The organism is Alloalcanivorax marinus (assembly GCF_016785095.1).
GTDB classification, from domain to species: Bacteria; Pseudomonadota; Gammaproteobacteria; order Pseudomonadales; family Alcanivoracaceae; genus Alloalcanivorax; species Alloalcanivorax marinus_A.
Window position 1 is genome coordinate 254811 of record NZ_JAEKJB010000008.1, and the last position, 16420, is coordinate 271230.

Genomic DNA, 16420 nt, shown 5'->3' on the forward strand with positions numbered 1-16420 from the left:
GACATCGCACCCTCGATTCGGTATTTTTATCAACGATGGTGCAGAAAAATAGCAAGGCGCCGGTCGCCTCACCACGGCGTCGTTTTATGAATTTCGTGAAAGTTATCATTCAAAAAAGACAACAGGGATGATCTAAAAGGGGGGCCCGGAGTGAGCGGAAAAAACAACCAGACGGACACTGTCCATGAGCTGGAAATGGGTGGAGGGGAGCGCTTCGAGCTGCCTGGCGTGCGGGGAAGAATGGAACGGCTGGAACTGGCCAGCGGCCTGGTGTTGTACCGGGTTGATTATCGGGCAGGAGAGGATTGCGCACTGCAATTGGATCGCCCCACCTTTCAGCAGCCCTGGATCGGTAGCATTTTCCATATTCAGGGCCAGTCCGGCATGGCGCTCCCCGACGGCAGCCAACACAAGGTGACGCCCGAGCGCGCCCTGCTGGTGCGCACCGACATTAGCGGCACCTGCTTTCACCTGAGTCGGGGCGAACAGGTCCGACACATTGGCGTGGCCTGTACCCTGGATGTACTGCGCGAGCACCTGGGCGGCGAGCTGCCGGCCACCCTGGCGCCGTTTCTCGGCGACTATGGTGACAAGGTGGCGGTGCGCGCCCTGCATCCTAGCGGTCGCCTTCGGCAGCTCGCCACCAGCTTGTTCGCGGTGCACGCCCAGGGCCTGTGTCGCGGCATGAAGATGGAGGGCGCGGCTTTGTTGTTCCTGTCCGAAATTCTGGAAAATTATTGCGACAGCACGACGTCGGAGGAACTGCCCGCCTGGGAGGAGCAGGCCTTCCGGGAAATCCGCGAATCCATTCTCGACGACCCGGGCGCCCCGTTGTCGATTCCCACCCTGGCTGACCGCGCCGGCCTGTCCGAAAGCCGTCTCAATCAGTTATTTCAGCATCGGGAACGACGCTCCTGCGCGGAGTTCATTCGCGGTGAACGCCTGGACCTGGCCCAGAGACTGCTGGAAACCGGCGAAGCACCGGTCAAGGTGGTGGCGGCGCGGGTGGGCTACGGGCACGTCAGCAATTTCTCGCGCGCCTACCGCGCCCGCTTCGGCGAACCGCCGGCCCGCACCCTGCGCCGGGCCCTGACACGCTGAGCCCGACACCGGTTCGACGGGAACAGGAAAAACATGCACTATTTGCCTGCCTCGAACCCGACACTCCCATCAACCGTGTCCCCCCGGCCGGCGCCCGCGCGACGCCGGCCCCGATCATTGGAGGAAACAGGGGTAATGAAGAAGCAAGACAAAGGGCCCATCAACCCATTGCCGCTGGACTCGGAAACCATGCCGCTATGGAGCCGGGCCGGCTTTCTGATCCGACGCCTCAATCAGATTCACTATGCGCTGTTCCTCAGCGAATGCGAGGAGTTCGATCTGACACCGGTTCAGTACGGCATTCTCACCGAGCTGCGGGAACACCCGGACATCGACCAGATCTCCCTCGCCCAGGAAGTGGGCATCGACCGCAGCAACGCGGCGGACATTCTGCGCCGCCTGGAAAAGCGCGGACTGGTGAGCCGCCACCCCAGCAAGCGCGACCGTCGCATGAAGCTGAGCCGGCTCACCCCGGACGGCGAGCGGGTCACCAAGGAGATGTACGACAGCATGCGCCAGGCACAGGAAAAGCTGCTTGCGCCGCTGCCCCCTGAAGATCAGAACGCCTTCATCATGATGCTGATGCGGCTGGTCAGCGCCAATAACCACCTTGGGCGTGCCGTTTTTCATCCCACCTGACCCCCCTCCCGATGAACCCTTGGCATCCGGGATTACCGCCATTTGGGAAGCACACTGACTATATTATTTTGGCGACACGGACCGGATGCGATATTTTTTCACATTAAAAACAAAGGCTTAGGAAACACCTCTTCGGCGAGACCCTCCTTGAAATTAGGAAGTATACTGATATATATTCCAGTGACTTCCATGCCCCCCGGCCCCGCCAGGAGCCGGGGGGCGCCCTTTTTTTGTTCGGGGAGGCACCATGACCCGCACTTTTCAGTACGGCGGCCAGATTCACGCTAACGGCATCCGCCAGCATTTCCTGCGTTATGGCGGCCAGGGCCCGGCCTTGCTGCTGATCCCGGGTATCACCAGCCCGGCGATCACCTGGGAGTTCGTCGCCGAGCGCCTGGGCCGGCACTTCGACACCTGGGTGCTCGACGTACGCGGCCGCGGCCTTTCGGAAAGCGGCGACCATCTGGACTATGGCCTGGATGCCTGCGCCGACGACATTCTTGCGCTGATCGACGCCCTGGCGTTGGCCGATGTCACCCTGGTCGGCCACTCGATGGGCGCTCGCCATGGCATCCGTGCCGCCCGCCGTGGTGGCAATGCCAGCGGTATCCGCCGTCTGATGCTGGTGGACCCGCCGGTTTCCGGCCCCGGGCGCCGCGAATATCCCAGTGCCTGGCCCTGGTACGAGGACTCCATCCTTGAATGCCAGCGCGGTATCGACGGCGAGCGCATGCGCCACTACTGCCCCACCTGGAGCGACGAACAAGTGCGGCTACGCGCCGAATGGCTGCACACCTGCGACCCGCGCGCGGTGCGCGAAAGCTTCGACGGTTTCCACCAGGACGACGTGCACGCCGACTTGCCGGCGCTGAGCAATCTGGACCTTGGCCTGATGGTGGCCGGTCGCGGCGGCGTGATTCAGCCCGAGGACGAAGAAGAGCTGCGCCAACTGGCGCCGGGTCTGCGCATCGCCCGCGCCGGCAATGCCGGCCACATGATCCCCTGGGACGATTTCGAGGGCTTTTTCCAGGCGCTCTCCGAATTGCTCGGCCAGCCCCTCTAACCGACGCCCGCTACAGGACTCCGCCATGACCACCTATCGCATCGGACAGATCGTCCCCAGTTCCAACACCACCATGGAAACGGAAATCCCGGCCATGCTGCACGCCCGGGAAAGCCGTTTCCCGGAACGCTTCACCTTCCACTCCAGCCGCATGCGCATGCACAAGGTAACGCCGGAGGAGTTGAAGGCCATGAACAGCCAGGGCGTGCGTTGCGCCGCGGAACTGGCGGACGCCCGCGTGGACGTGATGAGTACCGCCTGCCTGGTGGCGATCATGGCCCAGGGTCTGGGCTACCACCGCCAGACCGAGGCGGAACTGCGCCAGGCCGCCCGGGACAACCACTGCGACGCGCCGGTGATGACCTCCGCCGGCGCCCTGGTGGAAGGCCTGGAGATTCTCGGCGCCAGGAAAGTGGCACTGCTGGCGCCCTACATGAAGCCGCTCACCGAGAAGGTGGTGGCCTACATCGAGCATGAAGGCGTGCAAGTGAGCGACTGGCGCTGCTTCGAGATACCCGACAACCTGGAAGTGGGTCGTCGCGATCCGTTGAAGCTGATCGAGGACGTCGCCGAACTGAAGACCGCCGGCGTCGACGCGGTGGTGCTGTCGGCCTGCGTGCAAATGCCCTCGCTGCCGGCGATCCAGACCGTGGAAGACGCGCTGGGCATCCCGGTGGTGTCCACCGCCGTGTGCACCGTGCGCGGCATGCTCGACCGGCTCGGCCTGGAACCGGTGGTGCCCGGCGCTGGTGCCCTGCTCAGCGGCCGCTATCCGACGCCGGAGGTCAAGGCATCATGAGTTCCCCCAGTGACAACTACGCCGGCGTCTGGGACACGCGCATCGGCTTCGGCGAGCGCGCCGCTCTGCTCAGTATTGATTTCATGAAGGCCTACACCACCGAAGGCGCCGATCTTCATGCCCCCGGCGTGGTGGCTGCCCTGCCCCACGCCGCCCAGGCCCTGGCCGCCGCCCGCCGGGCTGGCATTCCGGTGATCCACACCAACATCCGTTACCAGCCAGGGCAATTCCTTGACGGTGGCGTCTGGGTGAAAAAAGCGCCGGTGATGAAGGCCATGGTGGACGGCAATCCGCTGGCGGAATTCTGTGACGAAGTGGCACCGCGCGATAACGAGCTGGTGATCACCAAACAGTATGCCAGCGCTTTCTTCGGCACCTCCCTGGCCGCCACCCTCACCGCCCTCGGCATCGATACCCTGGTGTTGATCGGCTGCTCAACCAGCGGCTGTATCCGCGCCTCGGCGGTGGACGGCCTTCAGCACGGCTTCCGCGTCATGGTCATCCGCCAGGCAGTGGGCGACCGCCACCCGCAACCCCACGAGGCCAACCTGTTCGACATCAACGGTAAGTACGGCGACGTGATCGACGGCGCCGACTTCCTCGCACACCTGCAAGAAAAAGGGTTTCTCCATGACCACGATTAGAAAAATCGCTCTGGAAGAGCACTTCATGGCACCGGGTTTTCAGGAATACACCGCCATGTTTTTCGACAAGATCGATACCGCCAACCAGGGCGACCTGGCCGCGCGCCTGGACGATTTCGACCGTCTGCGCCTGGAAGAGATGGATCGCCACGGTATCGAAACCGTGGTGCTTTCCCAGTCCGGGCCCAGCGTTCAGGCGGAAGCCGATACCGCCCGGGCAATCCGCCGCGCCCGCGAAAACAACGATTACCTGGCTGAACGCATTGCGCCCCATGGGGACCGCTACGCGGGCTTCGCCACCCTGGCCATGCAGGACCCGAAGGCCGCCGCCGACGAACTGGAACACGCGGTGCGCGAACTCGGTTTCAAGGGCTCACTGATCAACGGCCATACCAACGGCGCCTACTACGACGACCCGGCCTACGATGTGTTCTGGGAACGCATGCAGGATCTGGACGTGCCAATGTACCTGCACCCGATCAACCCCTGGAAGGAAGTGGATTCCATGCGTGGCCACCCGGAACTGGCCGGCGCGGTCTGGGGCTGGGGCGTGGAAACCGGTACCCATGCCCTGCGCCTGCTGTTCGGCGGCGTGTTCGATCGCTTCCCGGACCTGAAGATCATCCTGGGGCATATGGGCGAAGGTCTGCCGTTCATGCGCTGGCGTTTCGACAGTCGCTTCCCGGTGTACGCCCAGGGCGTGTCCCTGGAATTGCCACCTTCACGGTACTTCGGTCGCAATATCGTGATCACCACCTCCGGCGTGTGCTCGGCCCCCACCCTGATGGCCGCCATCGGCGAGATGGGCGAGGACGCGGTTCTGTTCTCCGTGGATTACCCTTATGAATCCACCGAACTGGCGGCCCGCTTCATCGAGGAAGCACCGATGAGTGACGCGGTGCGAGAGAAAGTATGCCGAGGCAACGCCAAACGCCTTCTTAAACTCTGAATAGCGACCCAAAAACGCATCACGAATATAAAAATAAGGCGCAGCGACCCGCCATTTGAACCGAAGCGGTGCAAACGCACCAGCCAAGTGCTCTAGTATACAAAAAAAGTCGAGGACCGCTGCCAAAAGTCCATCAAACCAAGGACTTGCGGCATCGTTGTCTGGCACGGGGCTTGCTAATCACCCCTTAGCCCCAGGCAACCAATCAGCATACTGACTATTAACAACGCAGCAATAGGTATCGAACGATGAAAGCATACGCAGCCTTACGCCACGGTCTTCTCATTCTCGGCACACTGCTCCTCACTCTGCCCGGCCTCGGCCAGGCAGCCCGCGTCGGCCATGTGGAGGCCTCCGGCCAACCCCTGGACCAGGTCCTCAAACTCAGCGCCGAGCAAATCGCGGAACAAACCGACGGACGGGTGACCTTTTCCGTGTTCCCGTCCTCGCAACTGGGTAATGCCCGCGCCATGACCGAAGCGGTGCAGTTGGGCATGCAGGATGCAGTGGTGGTACCCGCCGCCTTCATCGGCGGCTTCAACCCGCTTGTGTCGATCCTCGATATCCCCTATCTACTGCCCACCAACGACGACCAGGCCAACCAGCTCCGCAAAAGCAAGTTCGGCAAAGCCTTGCTCGATTCCTTCAAGGATCGTGGCTTCGTGGCCGTGGCCCTGTGGCCCGGCGGCTTCAAGCATTTCACCTCCAACAAGAAACTGGAGGGCATCGACGACTTCCAGGGCCAGAAATTCCGCATCATGGATTCCCGCGTATTGCGCGCCCAGTTCGAAGCAGTGGGCGCCCAGGCCATGCCGATCCCGTTCGGTGATGTTTATACCTCCCTGCAAACCGGCGTGGTCGACGGCCAGGAGAACCCGCTGGATTCCATCGCCCGGATGAAATTCCACGAAGTACAGAAATACCTGCTGCTGTCCGCCCATGGCGTGGTGGAAAACGTGGTGTTGTTCAGCCCCACTTTCTGGTCTGGCCTGTCCGACGACGACAAGAACACCGTGCGCCAGGTATTCACCGATAACGCTCTGGAACTGGCCCGCGTGAAAGGTGAGAACCAGAAGCATGCTCTGGAAGAAATCAAAGCCTCCGGCCTTACCATCAATGAGCTGGATGCCGCCGAACAGCAGGCCCTGCGCGACAAAATGTACCCCGCCGCCCGGGATGCCTTTCTCGACCAGGCCGGTGACAAAGGGCAGGAGCTGATCGACCTGTACGAAGGCGTGTACGACGACATCACTCAATAACGGCGCTCCGGAGCGGCTCATGTGGATCAAGTTCTGGGCCGGGCTGGCCTTCGCGGAACGGACCCTGATGGTCTGTCTGATGCTGGCCCTGCCCTGCCTCTACGGCCTCAACGTGATTCTCTACAATCTGGCCCCCGGCCTGGCGCGGCATTTCGACGGTATCGAGGAGCTGTCCCGCTTTCTGCTTGTCTGGCTGGTTTGCGTGAGCCTGGGATACACCATGGACAAGGGACGCCATGTGTCCATGAACCTGCTGCAACGGTTCATCGGCCCGGCCTTGCTGTTGTGGATTCAGCGCGTTCTCGATCTGGTGGGCGCGCTGTTCTGCGCCTACGTGGCGGTGCTCGGCTGGCAGTTTCTGCAGCGCATCGTCGCCACCGGCCAGGTCAGCAACATGCTGGATATTTCCATGGGCTGGTTGTACGCGGCGCTACCGTTGGGCATGGCTTTGCTGACACTGCGTTATCTGCGCTACGTGCTGTTTCCCACCCATCGGCCGGCGCCGGACGACCACGCCGAATGAGCCCCGACGGCAAGGATTGTTCATGAAACCGTTTCTCGTAACCTGCGTCGCCGTGGCGCTGTTCATCGCCGGCGCGGAAATTTTCCTGGTGCTGGGTGTATCCGGCCTGGTCGGTAAGCATCTGTTCCTGGAAAACCTGCCCGACATCGTGATGATCCAGAAGATGATCGGCGGTATAAACCAGTCCACCCTGCTGGCCATCCCGCTGTTCATCTTCGCCGCCGAACTAATGGCGCGGGGCAGCATCGCCGCCCGTCTCACCGGCATGGTGGAGGCATTCATCGGCCATCGCCGGGGCGGGCTCGGCCATACCACCACCGGGGCCTGCTTCGCGTTTGGCGCGGTGAGCGGCTCGGCACCGGCCACCGTGGCCGGGCTCGGCAAGATCCTGTTCCCACGCCTGATCGAGACCGGCAGCAGCCGCTCCTTCGCGGTAGGCCTGATCGTCGCCACCGCCGAGGTTTCCCTGCTGGTGCCACCCAGCATCACCCTGATCATCTATGGCTGGCTCACCGGCACCTCGATCATCGATCTGTTCGCCGCCGGTCTGGCCGTGGGCTGCCTGCTGGCATTCTGCTTTTCCGTTTACGTGCACATCCGCAGCCTGCGCGATGCCCCCAAGCTGCAGGAAAAAGCGGACCGTGAGACCCGCCGCAAGGCGGTAAGCGCGGCACTGCTGCCCCTGGGCATGCCGGTGATCATTCTCGGCGGCATTTACAGCGGCGCGTTCACCACCACCGAAGCGGCCGCCGTGGCGGCGCTCTACGCGCTGCTGGTGGAGACCCTGATCACCAGGGCACTGAGCTGGAAGGGCGTGGCCAAGGTGGCGGAATCCTCGGCACTGGTCACAACCACCCTGTTCATCATCCTGGCGGTCGGCAGCTTCGCCAGCTACCTGGTCACCGTGGCCGGCGTACCCGCCGCCATCGGCGGCTTCATCGCCGACGCCAACATCACCGCGCTGCAGTTCCTGCTGGTGGTGAACGTGGTATTCCTGATCGCCGGTATGTTCATGGACCCGGTATCCATGCAGATCGTGCTGGTGCCGGTGCTGGCGCCGGTGGCCATGGCCTTGGGCGTGGACCCGGTGCAATTCGGCATCATCGTGGTACTGAACGTGGCCATCGGCACCATCACGCCCCCGTTCGGGCTGGATCTGTTCGTTGCCTCCAGCGCCCTGCGCGTACCGGTAACGGAGATCATCGCCGGTATCTGGCCGTTCCTGCTGGTCAATCTGGTGGTCCTGGCCCTGGTCACCCTGTTCCCGCCCCTGTCCACCTTCCTGCCTCAGCTATTGCACTGACCGGAAGGGGGCGGTGGTGTACCCTCACGAACAAATAGGAAGTATACTGATTAAATATCGAGGACGATCATCATGGCCTGGACATTGATAGAAAACGCCGGGGACCTGTCCCCCGACGGCGGCGTCATGGCCGTCACCATCGACAAGGTGGCGGTAGCGCTGTACCGGTTCGGCGAGGATTACCTGGCCACCGGCAACATCTGCACACACCAGTTCGCTCTGCTCAGCGACGGCTTCGTGGAAGACGGTTGCGTGGAATGCCCGCTGCACCAGGCGGTGTTCGATGTACGTACCGGCAAAGCTCTGTCCGGGCCAGTGAACAAGGATCTCGACACCTACGCGGTGAAGGTGGAAGACGGCCAGGTGTTCGTGGATGTCAGCCGCCCGGCGGAGATTGCCGAGGCGCCCGCCGACAACCGCATCGCCATGGCCGAGGAGCGCGATGACCGCTGCTTCGTCATTGTCGGCGGCGGCCAGGCCGCGGCCAGCGCCGCCCGCGCCCTGCGCGACGCCGGCTTTACCGGCACCGTGAAGCTGTTTGCCCGCGAGCAGGCGCTGCCCTACGAGCGCCCGCCGCTGTCCAAGGCGATCCTGCTCGGTGAAGCCCCGCTGCATGGGCCGACCCTGCTGGACGGGCCGGCGGCGGAGCAGTTGAACGTGGAGCTGCACCTGGGCGTAACCGTGGCCGCCATCGACGCGGAACGGAAAACGCTGACCGCCAGCAACGGCGAAACTCACGCCTACGATCAACTGTTACTCGCCACCGGCGCCTCGCCGCGCCCGTTGCCGATTCCCGGCGCGGACCTGTCGGCGGTGCACAGCCTGCGCACCCTGGAAGACGCCATCGCCTTCAAGCGCGCCCTGCAACCCGGCCGCCATATCGCCATTATCGGCAGCGGCTTTATCGGCCTGGAAGTGGCCTCGGCGGCCCGCCAACGGGGCTGCGAAGTGACCCTCGTTGAAGCCGCGCCGCGCATCTGCAGCCGCGCGCTGCATCCGCTGGCGGCACTGCGCGTGCACAAGCTGGCCGAACAAAACGGCGTACGCATTCTCACCGATGTGCAAACCACCGCCTTCGAAGCGTCCGACGGCGGCGTGGCTCTGAAACTGAACAACGGCGACACCCTGCAAGCGGACAACGTGCTGGTCGGCATCGGCGTGATTCCGGAAACCGCCCTGGCGGAGAGCCTGGGCCTGGAAATCGATAACGGCATCGTGGTGGATCGCTACGGCCACACCAGCCTGGACAGCGTGTTCGCCGCCGGCGATGTCGCCGTCACCCGCCGCGAGGACGGCACCCTGCTGCGGCTGGAATCCTGGCAGAACGCCCAGGAACAGGCTGCCGCCGCCGCCCGCACCATGGCCGGCCAGGACACCGCCCACGACGTCGTGCCCTGGTTCTGGAGCGACCAGTTCGCGCACAACATCCAGATGCTGGGCCTGCCCACGGCGGACGACCAGATGGTCGCCAAACCCGGCTCGAACGGTGCCGAAACCCTGTACTTTCACAATGGCGAGCGCCTCACCGGGGTGATCGCCTTCAACGACCCCGGCGCCATCCGCCGGGGTCGTGAATGGCTGCGCCGGGGCCTGTCCGTGGATGCCCTGAACCGCCTTTTGGAAAACACCGCCGGCGCCGCCGGTGATGCCCGACTGCCCGCCCCACTCCGGAGAGGAACGATGAGCGATCTGTCCAACTACTATGTCTGGCCCCGGGAAGGTCTGACCCGCGTGCCGGACTGGGTATATACCGACCCCTACATTTTCGAACTGGAAGTGGAGCGCATTTTCCACGGCTCGACCTGGAACTATGTGGCCCTGGAAGTGGAAATCCCCAACGCTGGTGATTTCAAACAGAGCAACGTGGGCCCGACGCCGGTGGTGGTCAGCCGCGACGAAGACGGCGACATCAATGTGTTCGTCAACCGCTGTTCCCACCGGGCCGCCCAGTTCTGCCGTGACCTGCGCGGCAACGCGGAAGAGTTCGTGTGCCCCTACCATCAATGGTCCTATGACCTGAAGGGCAACCTGGCCGGGGTACCCTTCCGGCGGGGCGTGGACGGCAAAGGCGGCATGCCCAAGGACTTCAAGACCTGCGACCATGGCCCCACCAAACTGAAGGTGACCACCCGCCACGGCGTGGTGTTCGCGTCCTTCGACCACGACATGAAGCCGCTGGAAGACTACCTGGGCCCGGACATGCTGCGCGAGTTCGACGCCACCTTCGACGGCCGCGAGCTGAAGCTGCTGGGCTACTACCGCAACTCCCTGCCGGGCAACTGGAAGCTCTACCACGAGAACCTTAAGGACCCCTACCACGCCACCCTGCTGCACACCTTCCTGGTCAGCTTCGGTCTGCTGGTGGCCGGCAACAAGTCGCAAATGATCTGCGATGAAACCGGCCTGCACGGCGCCATGGCCTCGGCGAAAAGCGATGGCAGCAACGTCAGCGAGGAAAACCGCAAGGAAATGCGCGCCTATCGTCCGGAGTTCCAGTTGGAGCGCGAGGACATGCTCGACTTCATCCCCGAGTTCAACTCGGACTGGAGCGTGACCATGCTCACCGTCTGGCCGAACCTGATCGTGCAGCGGGAAATGAACACCCTGGGCGTGCGTCAGATCGTGCCCAGCGGCCCCGATGAATTCGTCATGAACTGGACCATGTTCGGCTTCGCCGACGACGACGAGGAAATGACCCGCCATCGTCTGCGGCAAGGCAACCTGATGGGCCCCGCCGGTTTCCTCGGTCTGGAAGACAACGAAGCGATCAAGTTCGTCCAGGACGGCATGAAGCGGACCCAACCGGGTGAGCACCTGGTGGCGCTGGACCCGGACACCCCCGCCGGCACCGCCGATACGCTGATTTCCGAATCCGCCATCCGCGCCATGTACCAAAGCTGGCGCAAGGCCCTGGACATCGAATAAGGGAGATTATTATGGAAGCCATCAAAAAAACCCAAGCCGCTCCCGGGCTCGACCAGGCGCAACTGGTCCACGCCATTGAGCGCTTCAACACTGACTACTGCCGCGCCCTGGACGACGGCCGCCTGCACGACTGGGTGGAATTTTTCACCGAGGATGCCTACTACGTGGTGTCCGCCCGGGAGAATCACAGCGCCCGGTTGCCGGTGGGGCTGGTTTACTGCGAAGGCAAGGGCATGCTCAAGGACCGCGCCCTGGCGATCCTGGAAACCTCCATGTACGCGCCCCGTTATTTACGGCACTTCGTCACCAACACCTACGCCGAGCCCCAGGACGACGGCACCATCGTCGCCGGCGCCAACTACATGCTCACCCAGGTTTTGATGGACCAGCCCACCGCTACCCTGCACCAGGTGGGCTGCTACCTGGACCGCTTCGTGTTCGAAAACGGCGAGCTCAAACTCCAGGAACGGCGTGCCATCTACGACAACCTGCTCTTGGATAACGCACTGGTCCACCCCGTGTAACCCTCTTGGCGCGCCCGTGTGGCGCGCCTTTTTTAATTCCGCCCACCCGCCACGGAGAAGGTTATGTCAAACCTTACAGGCACCGGCAAGGCCGGACCGGCGGCGTTCGCTTGCCTGCTGCTGGTGGGCACCTTCCTAGGTCTTTCCCTGATTCTCGCCAAATTGGCGGACCAGGCCGGCGCACCCCGGCTCACCTTTCTGATGGTGGGGATCGGCGGCGCCGGGCTTATCCTCACCGCGCTCTCCGCACTGGCCCGCCAGCCCATGCCCATCAACCGCCGCACCCTGGAATACGGCCTGGTCTCCGGCTTTCTGCTGGCGGCCCCCACGGCGCTGGGTTTTCTCGCGGTGCGCCATGTGGGCGCCGGCTACCTGTCCATGAGCTTTGCCTTCCCGGTGCTGTTCACCTGGATCATCGCCACGCTGATGCGCCTTGAGCGGGTGAGACTGCTGCGCTTCACCGGCGTGGCCCTGGGCCTGGCCGGCGGCCTCCTGCTGGCCGCCGCCAAGGCGGGCAGCGCCAGTGCTTCACCGGGCTGGGCCCTGCTAGTACTGGCCATGCCGATGATGCTCGCCGCCGGTAATGTGTACCGCTCTCTGCGCTGGCCGGCGAATACCTCGCCGCTGTTTCTGGCCGGGTTGATGGAGATCGGTGCTGCCTTGATGCTGGTGCCCTGCGTGCTGCTGCTCGAACCGGAGCAAAGCGCGGAGCTGCTGGCCAACCGCGACACCGTGCGCCTGCTGTGGGTGGAGGTGGGGGTATTCTCGGTGTTGTATTCGTTCTACTTCGTGCTGCAGAAAATGGCCGGCCCGGTTTACCTGAGCCAGATTGGCACCGTGGCCGCCGTGGTCGGCAGCCTGATCGCCATCCTTGCCCTGGGCGAAGCACCGCCGCCGTTCCTCGGTTTGGCCGTGCTGCTGGTGGCCGCCGGCACCCTTCTGTTCCACAAAGGCGCCCACGCCTGACCCGGCCCATCGGCGTCAAATCCCGCAAAATTCCTCTAAAACTGTAAAACGGCGTCGAGCCACGCCGCCGTCAATGGTACAAACCGGCTATCGAAGACAAAGAGATGGCCATGCGCGAAGAGAAAGACGTCTGGTACGGCACCCCCTCCCAGGTGGTCAACCTGGGCACCTTCATTGTGTGCGGGCTGTTGTTTTTCCTGGTGATCCCGCTGTTTATCGCCCTGTGGCGCTGGCTGGAGGTGAAGTACACCAAGTACGAACTCACCACCCAGCGGCTGCGCACGCGCCACGGCGTGCTCAACCGCAAGACCAACGAGCTGGAGCTGTACCGGGTCCGCGATTACCAGCTTGAAGAACCTTTCTTTCTGCGTCTGTTTTCCCTCGGCAACGTGATCCTGCGCACCTCCGATCGCACCAGCCCGGTGGTCACCATCCGGGCCATCGAAAACGGCGAGGAGCTGCGCGAGAAACTTCGCCAGTACGTGGAAGAGTGCCGCACCCATAAAGGCGTGCGCGAATTCGACGTGGAATAAGGACCACCATGACTCCCTTCGACATTATTCTGCTGATCGTCGGCCTGGCGCTGCTGATCCTGGGCGCCGTATCCGGCATCGCCCTGTTCGCCCGCGCCATCAAACTCTCCGACAAATTCGGCGACGAAACCAATATCGGCACTCTATGGGGCCTGTTCTTCCTCGGCCTCGCCGCCGGTCTGTTGATGATCTGGATCGCCCTCCCCTAGGGTGAACGGACCATCCCATCGGAGTCGTCCCCCGGCCGCTTATTGATTTATAAATGCTTCTCCGGTTTTAAAAAGCCTCACAGGGTAGAATGAAGCCTTTCAGAGCCCGTCTATCGGCGGGCTCTTCGTAGCATCATGCGGGGCACGCGGCCAACCATGAACATTACCCCTTTTCAGGCGCTGGCCTGCCCGTTGGATGGCGAGCCACTGCGGCAATGTGACCGCACCTGGCGTTGCGCCGCCGGCCACAGTTTCGATATCGCCCGCCAGGGCTACGTCCACCTACTTCCGGTGCAGCGCAAGCGGTCACGCGACCCGGGCGACAGCACGGAAATGGTGGCGGCCCGTCAGCGCTTTCTCGCCGCGGGTCATTACCTCCCGATTGCCGAAGCGGTGAGCCGCGCGGCGCTGGAAGGGCTATCGGCGGATACGATGGCTCACTGTCTCGATGCCGGTTGCGGCGAGGGCCACTACCTGCGTGAACTGGCCCGTTTCGCCGATGGAAAGCCGCCCCTGGCACTAATCGGGGTGGATATTTCCAAACCGGCGGTGCTGGCCGCCGCGAAACAGGATAAACACGCCCGCTGGGTCGTGGGCAGCAACGCCAGGTTGCCCGTGCTACCGGCCACGCTCGACCGGCTGCTGTGCCTGTTCGGCTTTCCTATGTACGACGAGTTCGCGCGCGCGCTGAAACCCGGCGGCGTGCTGTTGCAGGTCGATGCCGGGCCCGATCATTTGCGTGAGCTGCGCGAGATCATCTATCCGGCACTAAAGCCGGAGCGCGCGGGCAGCCCGGAAACGCCACCGGGCTTTACCCTGCTGGGGACCGAGACGATTCGCTATCCGCTCAAGCTGGCCGGCGCGCAACCCATCGCCGACCTGTTGGCGATGACACCGCATCTCTACCGCGCCAGCGCCGAAGGCCGGGCGCGAGCGGCGGCTCTTGAAACGCTCAACGTCACCGTGGATGTACGCCTGATGCGATTCGAGTGTGACGCACGCGCATCCTCGTAAGGCGGAAAATGCGGATCAATCAGGGCACCGGGCTCCATGAAATCAGTGGCACCGGAAGCGCGGCCCCTAGGCGGCGGCGGAATCCCCGCTTGCCGATTGCAAACGGGCCACCAGGCTCTCCACCTCCGCCAGGGCATCGCGAATGGAGCGCCGCAACCGTTCGCCGCCCTCCTCCTGATATTCGATGGCCACCTCATGGACCTGCTCAATGCCCATGAACGTCATCGCCGTGCGCACGCTGTCTTCCAGAAAATTCATGTGCGCCATGGGGCCGCCGGCGCTCTGCCCGTGGCCACCCCGGGACGCCAGAATCACCGCGTGACGAGGGCGATCCGCAAGCAGCGGCACGAAGGGCTCCTCGGTGTTCTCCGCATCGAAACTCACGGTGCGCTCCAGGCGCACGATCTGGTCGATCCAGGCCTTGAAGGCCGCCGGATAACTGAAGTTATAGAGCGGCACGCCCAACACCAGCACATCCGCGGCGATCACCTCGTCCACCAGGGTATCGCTCTCCGCCAGGGCCGCCGCCATGCGCGCGGAACGGCGCTCCGTGGGCGTGAAAGCGGCCTCGATCCAGTCCACCGTCAACAACGACGGCGGCCGGGCGCCGAGATCCCGGCGCGTCACCGGGTCGTCGGGCCGGGCCGCCTTCCAGTGCTCGATAAAATGATGGCTCAGGCGGCGGCTCAGGGAGCCGTGCTCATGGGTCCCGGCCCGGCCGGGGCGCGGGCTGGCGTCAAGATGCAGTAAGCGGGTCATCGGTTCTCTCCTTGGTTCGGGCCTCGGTTCGGGTTCGTTCCTGGGTGAAACTGCCTCACCCATGCTTGACACCCGCACCATGAAACCCGAGGCTCAGGTCAGCGACAAACGACCTTTTCTTGCCGGAACGGCAAAATGAAATTCATCCATCAGGCCCGCCATGACCGCCCGTAAACTGCCCTCGCTTTCCGCGCTGCGCGCCTTCGAGGCGGCGGCCCGCCACCGCAGCGCCAAACAAGCCGCCCAGGAACTGTCGGTGACGCCCACCGCCATCAGCCACCAGCTCCGCCAGCTGGAGGAACAGCTCGGCCTGGCACTGTTCATCCGCAAGCCCCGCCAATTGGAACTGACGGTGCAAGGCCGCGAGCTGCTCGCCACCGCCAGCGACGCCTTCGATGCCCTGGCGGACACCGTGGCGCGCCTGCGCCCGGCGCCGCAACAACATACCGTCACCCTCTCCACCATCCCGGCGGTGGCGGCGCGCTGGCTGCTGCCCCGGGTCTGCGAACTGCGCGACGCCTACCCGGATCTGAACCTGAACCTGCAGATCTCTCATCATCTGGTGCCCCTGGACGGCGTCGCCGCGGACCTGGCGATCCGCTACGGCGCCGGCCACTGGCCCGGCCTTCAAGCGGAGAAGCTGTTCGACAACACCTTCGTGCCCGCCTGCAGCCCGGCCCTGGGTCTGCGCACCCACGAAGACCTGCGCCACGCCACCCTGATCCACTACGAACCGCCCAACCACAAAGGTGCCCTGCTCAGCTGGCCCGCCTGGCAAAAGCTCGCCCGGGTGCCCGACCTGGACATCAGCAAGGGACTGGTTTTTTCCGACGAAACCCACACCATCGCCGCCGCCCTGGGCGGCCAGGGCATCGCCCTGATGAGCCGTACCCTGATCGCCGAGGAACTGGCCGACGGCCGGCTGGTGGAACCCTTCGGCCCGGAACTGCCCGGCGAGCCCTTCCACCTGGTCTATCCGCCGGAACGCCTCAAGGAACCGGCCATCCAGGCGGTGCGGGATTGGGTTCTGGGTTTGCAGGCGGGGCTCGGAGAGGATCGCGGCTGAAGCCGCTCCTACAGCGATCATTTCCCCGGCCAGAACGAACCGAGGCGCCGAGGATGGAGAGGTCCTTCGCGGAAACCGATAAAAGCAAAAGCCGCCTTGTGGGCGGCTTTTGGAGGGGCCGGCCAACGCCGGGGTGGCGGCGCG

Annotated in this window: 17 protein-coding genes; 16 read left to right on the forward strand and 1 reads right to left on the reverse strand. The window is 63.8% G+C overall.

Annotated elements, in window-relative coordinates; translation table 11 throughout:
* Positions 1-150 precede the first annotated feature (150 nt).
* The 15 genes from JF515_RS08190 (at position 151) to JF515_RS08260 (ending at position 14451) form a co-directional block, all read left to right on the forward strand.
* Positions 151-1101, forward strand: a complete 951-nt coding sequence (locus JF515_RS08190) for an AraC family transcriptional regulator (RefSeq protein WP_338015187.1) — start codon at positions 151-153, stop codon at positions 1099-1101.
* 135 nt (positions 1102-1236) lie between these two features.
* Positions 1237-1740 carry a MarR family winged helix-turn-helix transcriptional regulator gene (locus JF515_RS08195; RefSeq protein WP_203102969.1) on the forward strand — a complete coding sequence of 168 codons (504 nt, stop codon included), beginning with the start codon at positions 1237-1239 and terminating at the stop codon, positions 1738-1740.
* Positions 1741-1987: 247 nt separating this feature from the next.
* On the forward strand, positions 1988-2803 hold the full coding sequence (locus JF515_RS08200; RefSeq protein ID WP_203102971.1) for an alpha/beta fold hydrolase: 816 nt from the start codon (positions 1988-1990) through the stop codon (positions 2801-2803).
* Between the two features lie 25 nt (positions 2804-2828).
* Entirely contained in the window at positions 2829-3602 is a 774-nt protein-coding gene (locus tag JF515_RS08205; protein WP_274380672.1) for a maleate cis-trans isomerase family protein, read from the forward strand.
* Complete coding sequence (locus tag JF515_RS08210) at positions 3599-4246, forward strand: isochorismatase family protein (RefSeq protein ID WP_203102973.1); 648 nt, start codon at positions 3599-3601, stop codon at positions 4244-4246. The genes JF515_RS08205 and JF515_RS08210 overlap by 4 nt, the downstream gene beginning before the upstream one ends.
* Positions 4233-5195 carry an amidohydrolase family protein gene (locus JF515_RS08215; protein WP_203102975.1) on the forward strand — a complete coding sequence of 321 codons (963 nt, stop codon included), beginning with the start codon at positions 4233-4235 and terminating at the stop codon, positions 5193-5195. The genes JF515_RS08210 and JF515_RS08215 overlap by 14 nt, the downstream gene beginning before the upstream one ends.
* A 248-nt stretch (positions 5196-5443) precedes the next feature.
* The gene (locus JF515_RS08220; RefSeq protein ID WP_203102977.1) at positions 5444-6454 is read left to right on the forward strand and encodes a TRAP transporter substrate-binding protein; all 1011 of its coding nucleotides are present in this window, start codon (positions 5444-5446) and stop codon (positions 6452-6454) included.
* A gap of 19 nt (positions 6455-6473) precedes the next feature.
* Positions 6474-6977 (forward strand): TRAP transporter small permease, encoded by a 504-nt coding sequence (locus tag JF515_RS08225; RefSeq protein WP_203102979.1) that lies wholly within the window; start codon positions 6474-6476, stop codon positions 6975-6977.
* A 22-nt stretch (positions 6978-6999) separates the two neighbouring features.
* Positions 7000-8280: a TRAP transporter large permease gene (locus tag JF515_RS08230; protein ID WP_203102981.1), complete on the forward strand. Its 1281-nt coding sequence runs from the start codon at positions 7000-7002 to the stop codon at positions 8278-8280.
* Between the two features lie 72 nt (positions 8281-8352).
* Positions 8353-11205 carry an FAD-dependent oxidoreductase gene (locus JF515_RS08235; protein ID WP_203102983.1) on the forward strand — a complete coding sequence of 951 codons (2853 nt, stop codon included), beginning with the start codon at positions 8353-8355 and terminating at the stop codon, positions 11203-11205.
* An 11-nt stretch (positions 11206-11216) separates the two neighbouring features.
* A complete protein-coding gene (locus JF515_RS08240; RefSeq protein ID WP_203102985.1) occupies positions 11217-11729 on the forward strand; it encodes an aromatic-ring-hydroxylating dioxygenase subunit beta in 513 nt (170 codons plus the stop codon).
* A gap of 63 nt (positions 11730-11792) precedes the next feature.
* Positions 11793-12695: a DMT family transporter gene (locus tag JF515_RS08245; protein WP_203102987.1), complete on the forward strand. Its 903-nt coding sequence runs from the start codon at positions 11793-11795 to the stop codon at positions 12693-12695.
* Positions 12696-12805: 110 nt separating this feature from the next.
* Positions 12806-13228, forward strand: a complete 423-nt coding sequence (locus tag JF515_RS08250; protein WP_203102989.1) for a PH domain-containing protein — start codon at positions 12806-12808, stop codon at positions 13226-13228.
* An 8-nt stretch (positions 13229-13236) separates the two neighbouring features.
* Positions 13237-13437: a hypothetical protein gene (locus JF515_RS08255; RefSeq protein WP_161386046.1), complete on the forward strand. Its 201-nt coding sequence runs from the start codon at positions 13237-13239 to the stop codon at positions 13435-13437.
* Positions 13438-13593: 156 nt separating this feature from the next.
* Positions 13594-14451, forward strand: coding sequence for a putative RNA methyltransferase (locus JF515_RS08260; protein WP_203102991.1), 858 nt, complete (start codon positions 13594-13596; stop codon positions 14449-14451).
* A gap of 66 nt (positions 14452-14517) precedes the next feature.
* Here the strand turns inward: JF515_RS08260 and JF515_RS08265 are convergent, their stop codons facing one another.
* On the reverse strand, positions 14518-15210 hold the full coding sequence (locus JF515_RS08265) for an FMN-dependent NADH-azoreductase (protein ID WP_203103001.1): 693 nt from the start codon (positions 15208-15210) through the stop codon (positions 14518-14520).
* A 160-nt stretch (positions 15211-15370) separates the two neighbouring features.
* Here JF515_RS08265 and JF515_RS08270 point away from each other — a divergent pair, with 160 nt between their 5' ends.
* A complete protein-coding gene (locus tag JF515_RS08270; protein WP_203103003.1) occupies positions 15371-16276 on the forward strand; it encodes a LysR substrate-binding domain-containing protein in 906 nt (301 codons plus the stop codon).
* The last annotated feature ends 144 nt before the right edge of the window (positions 16277-16420 follow it).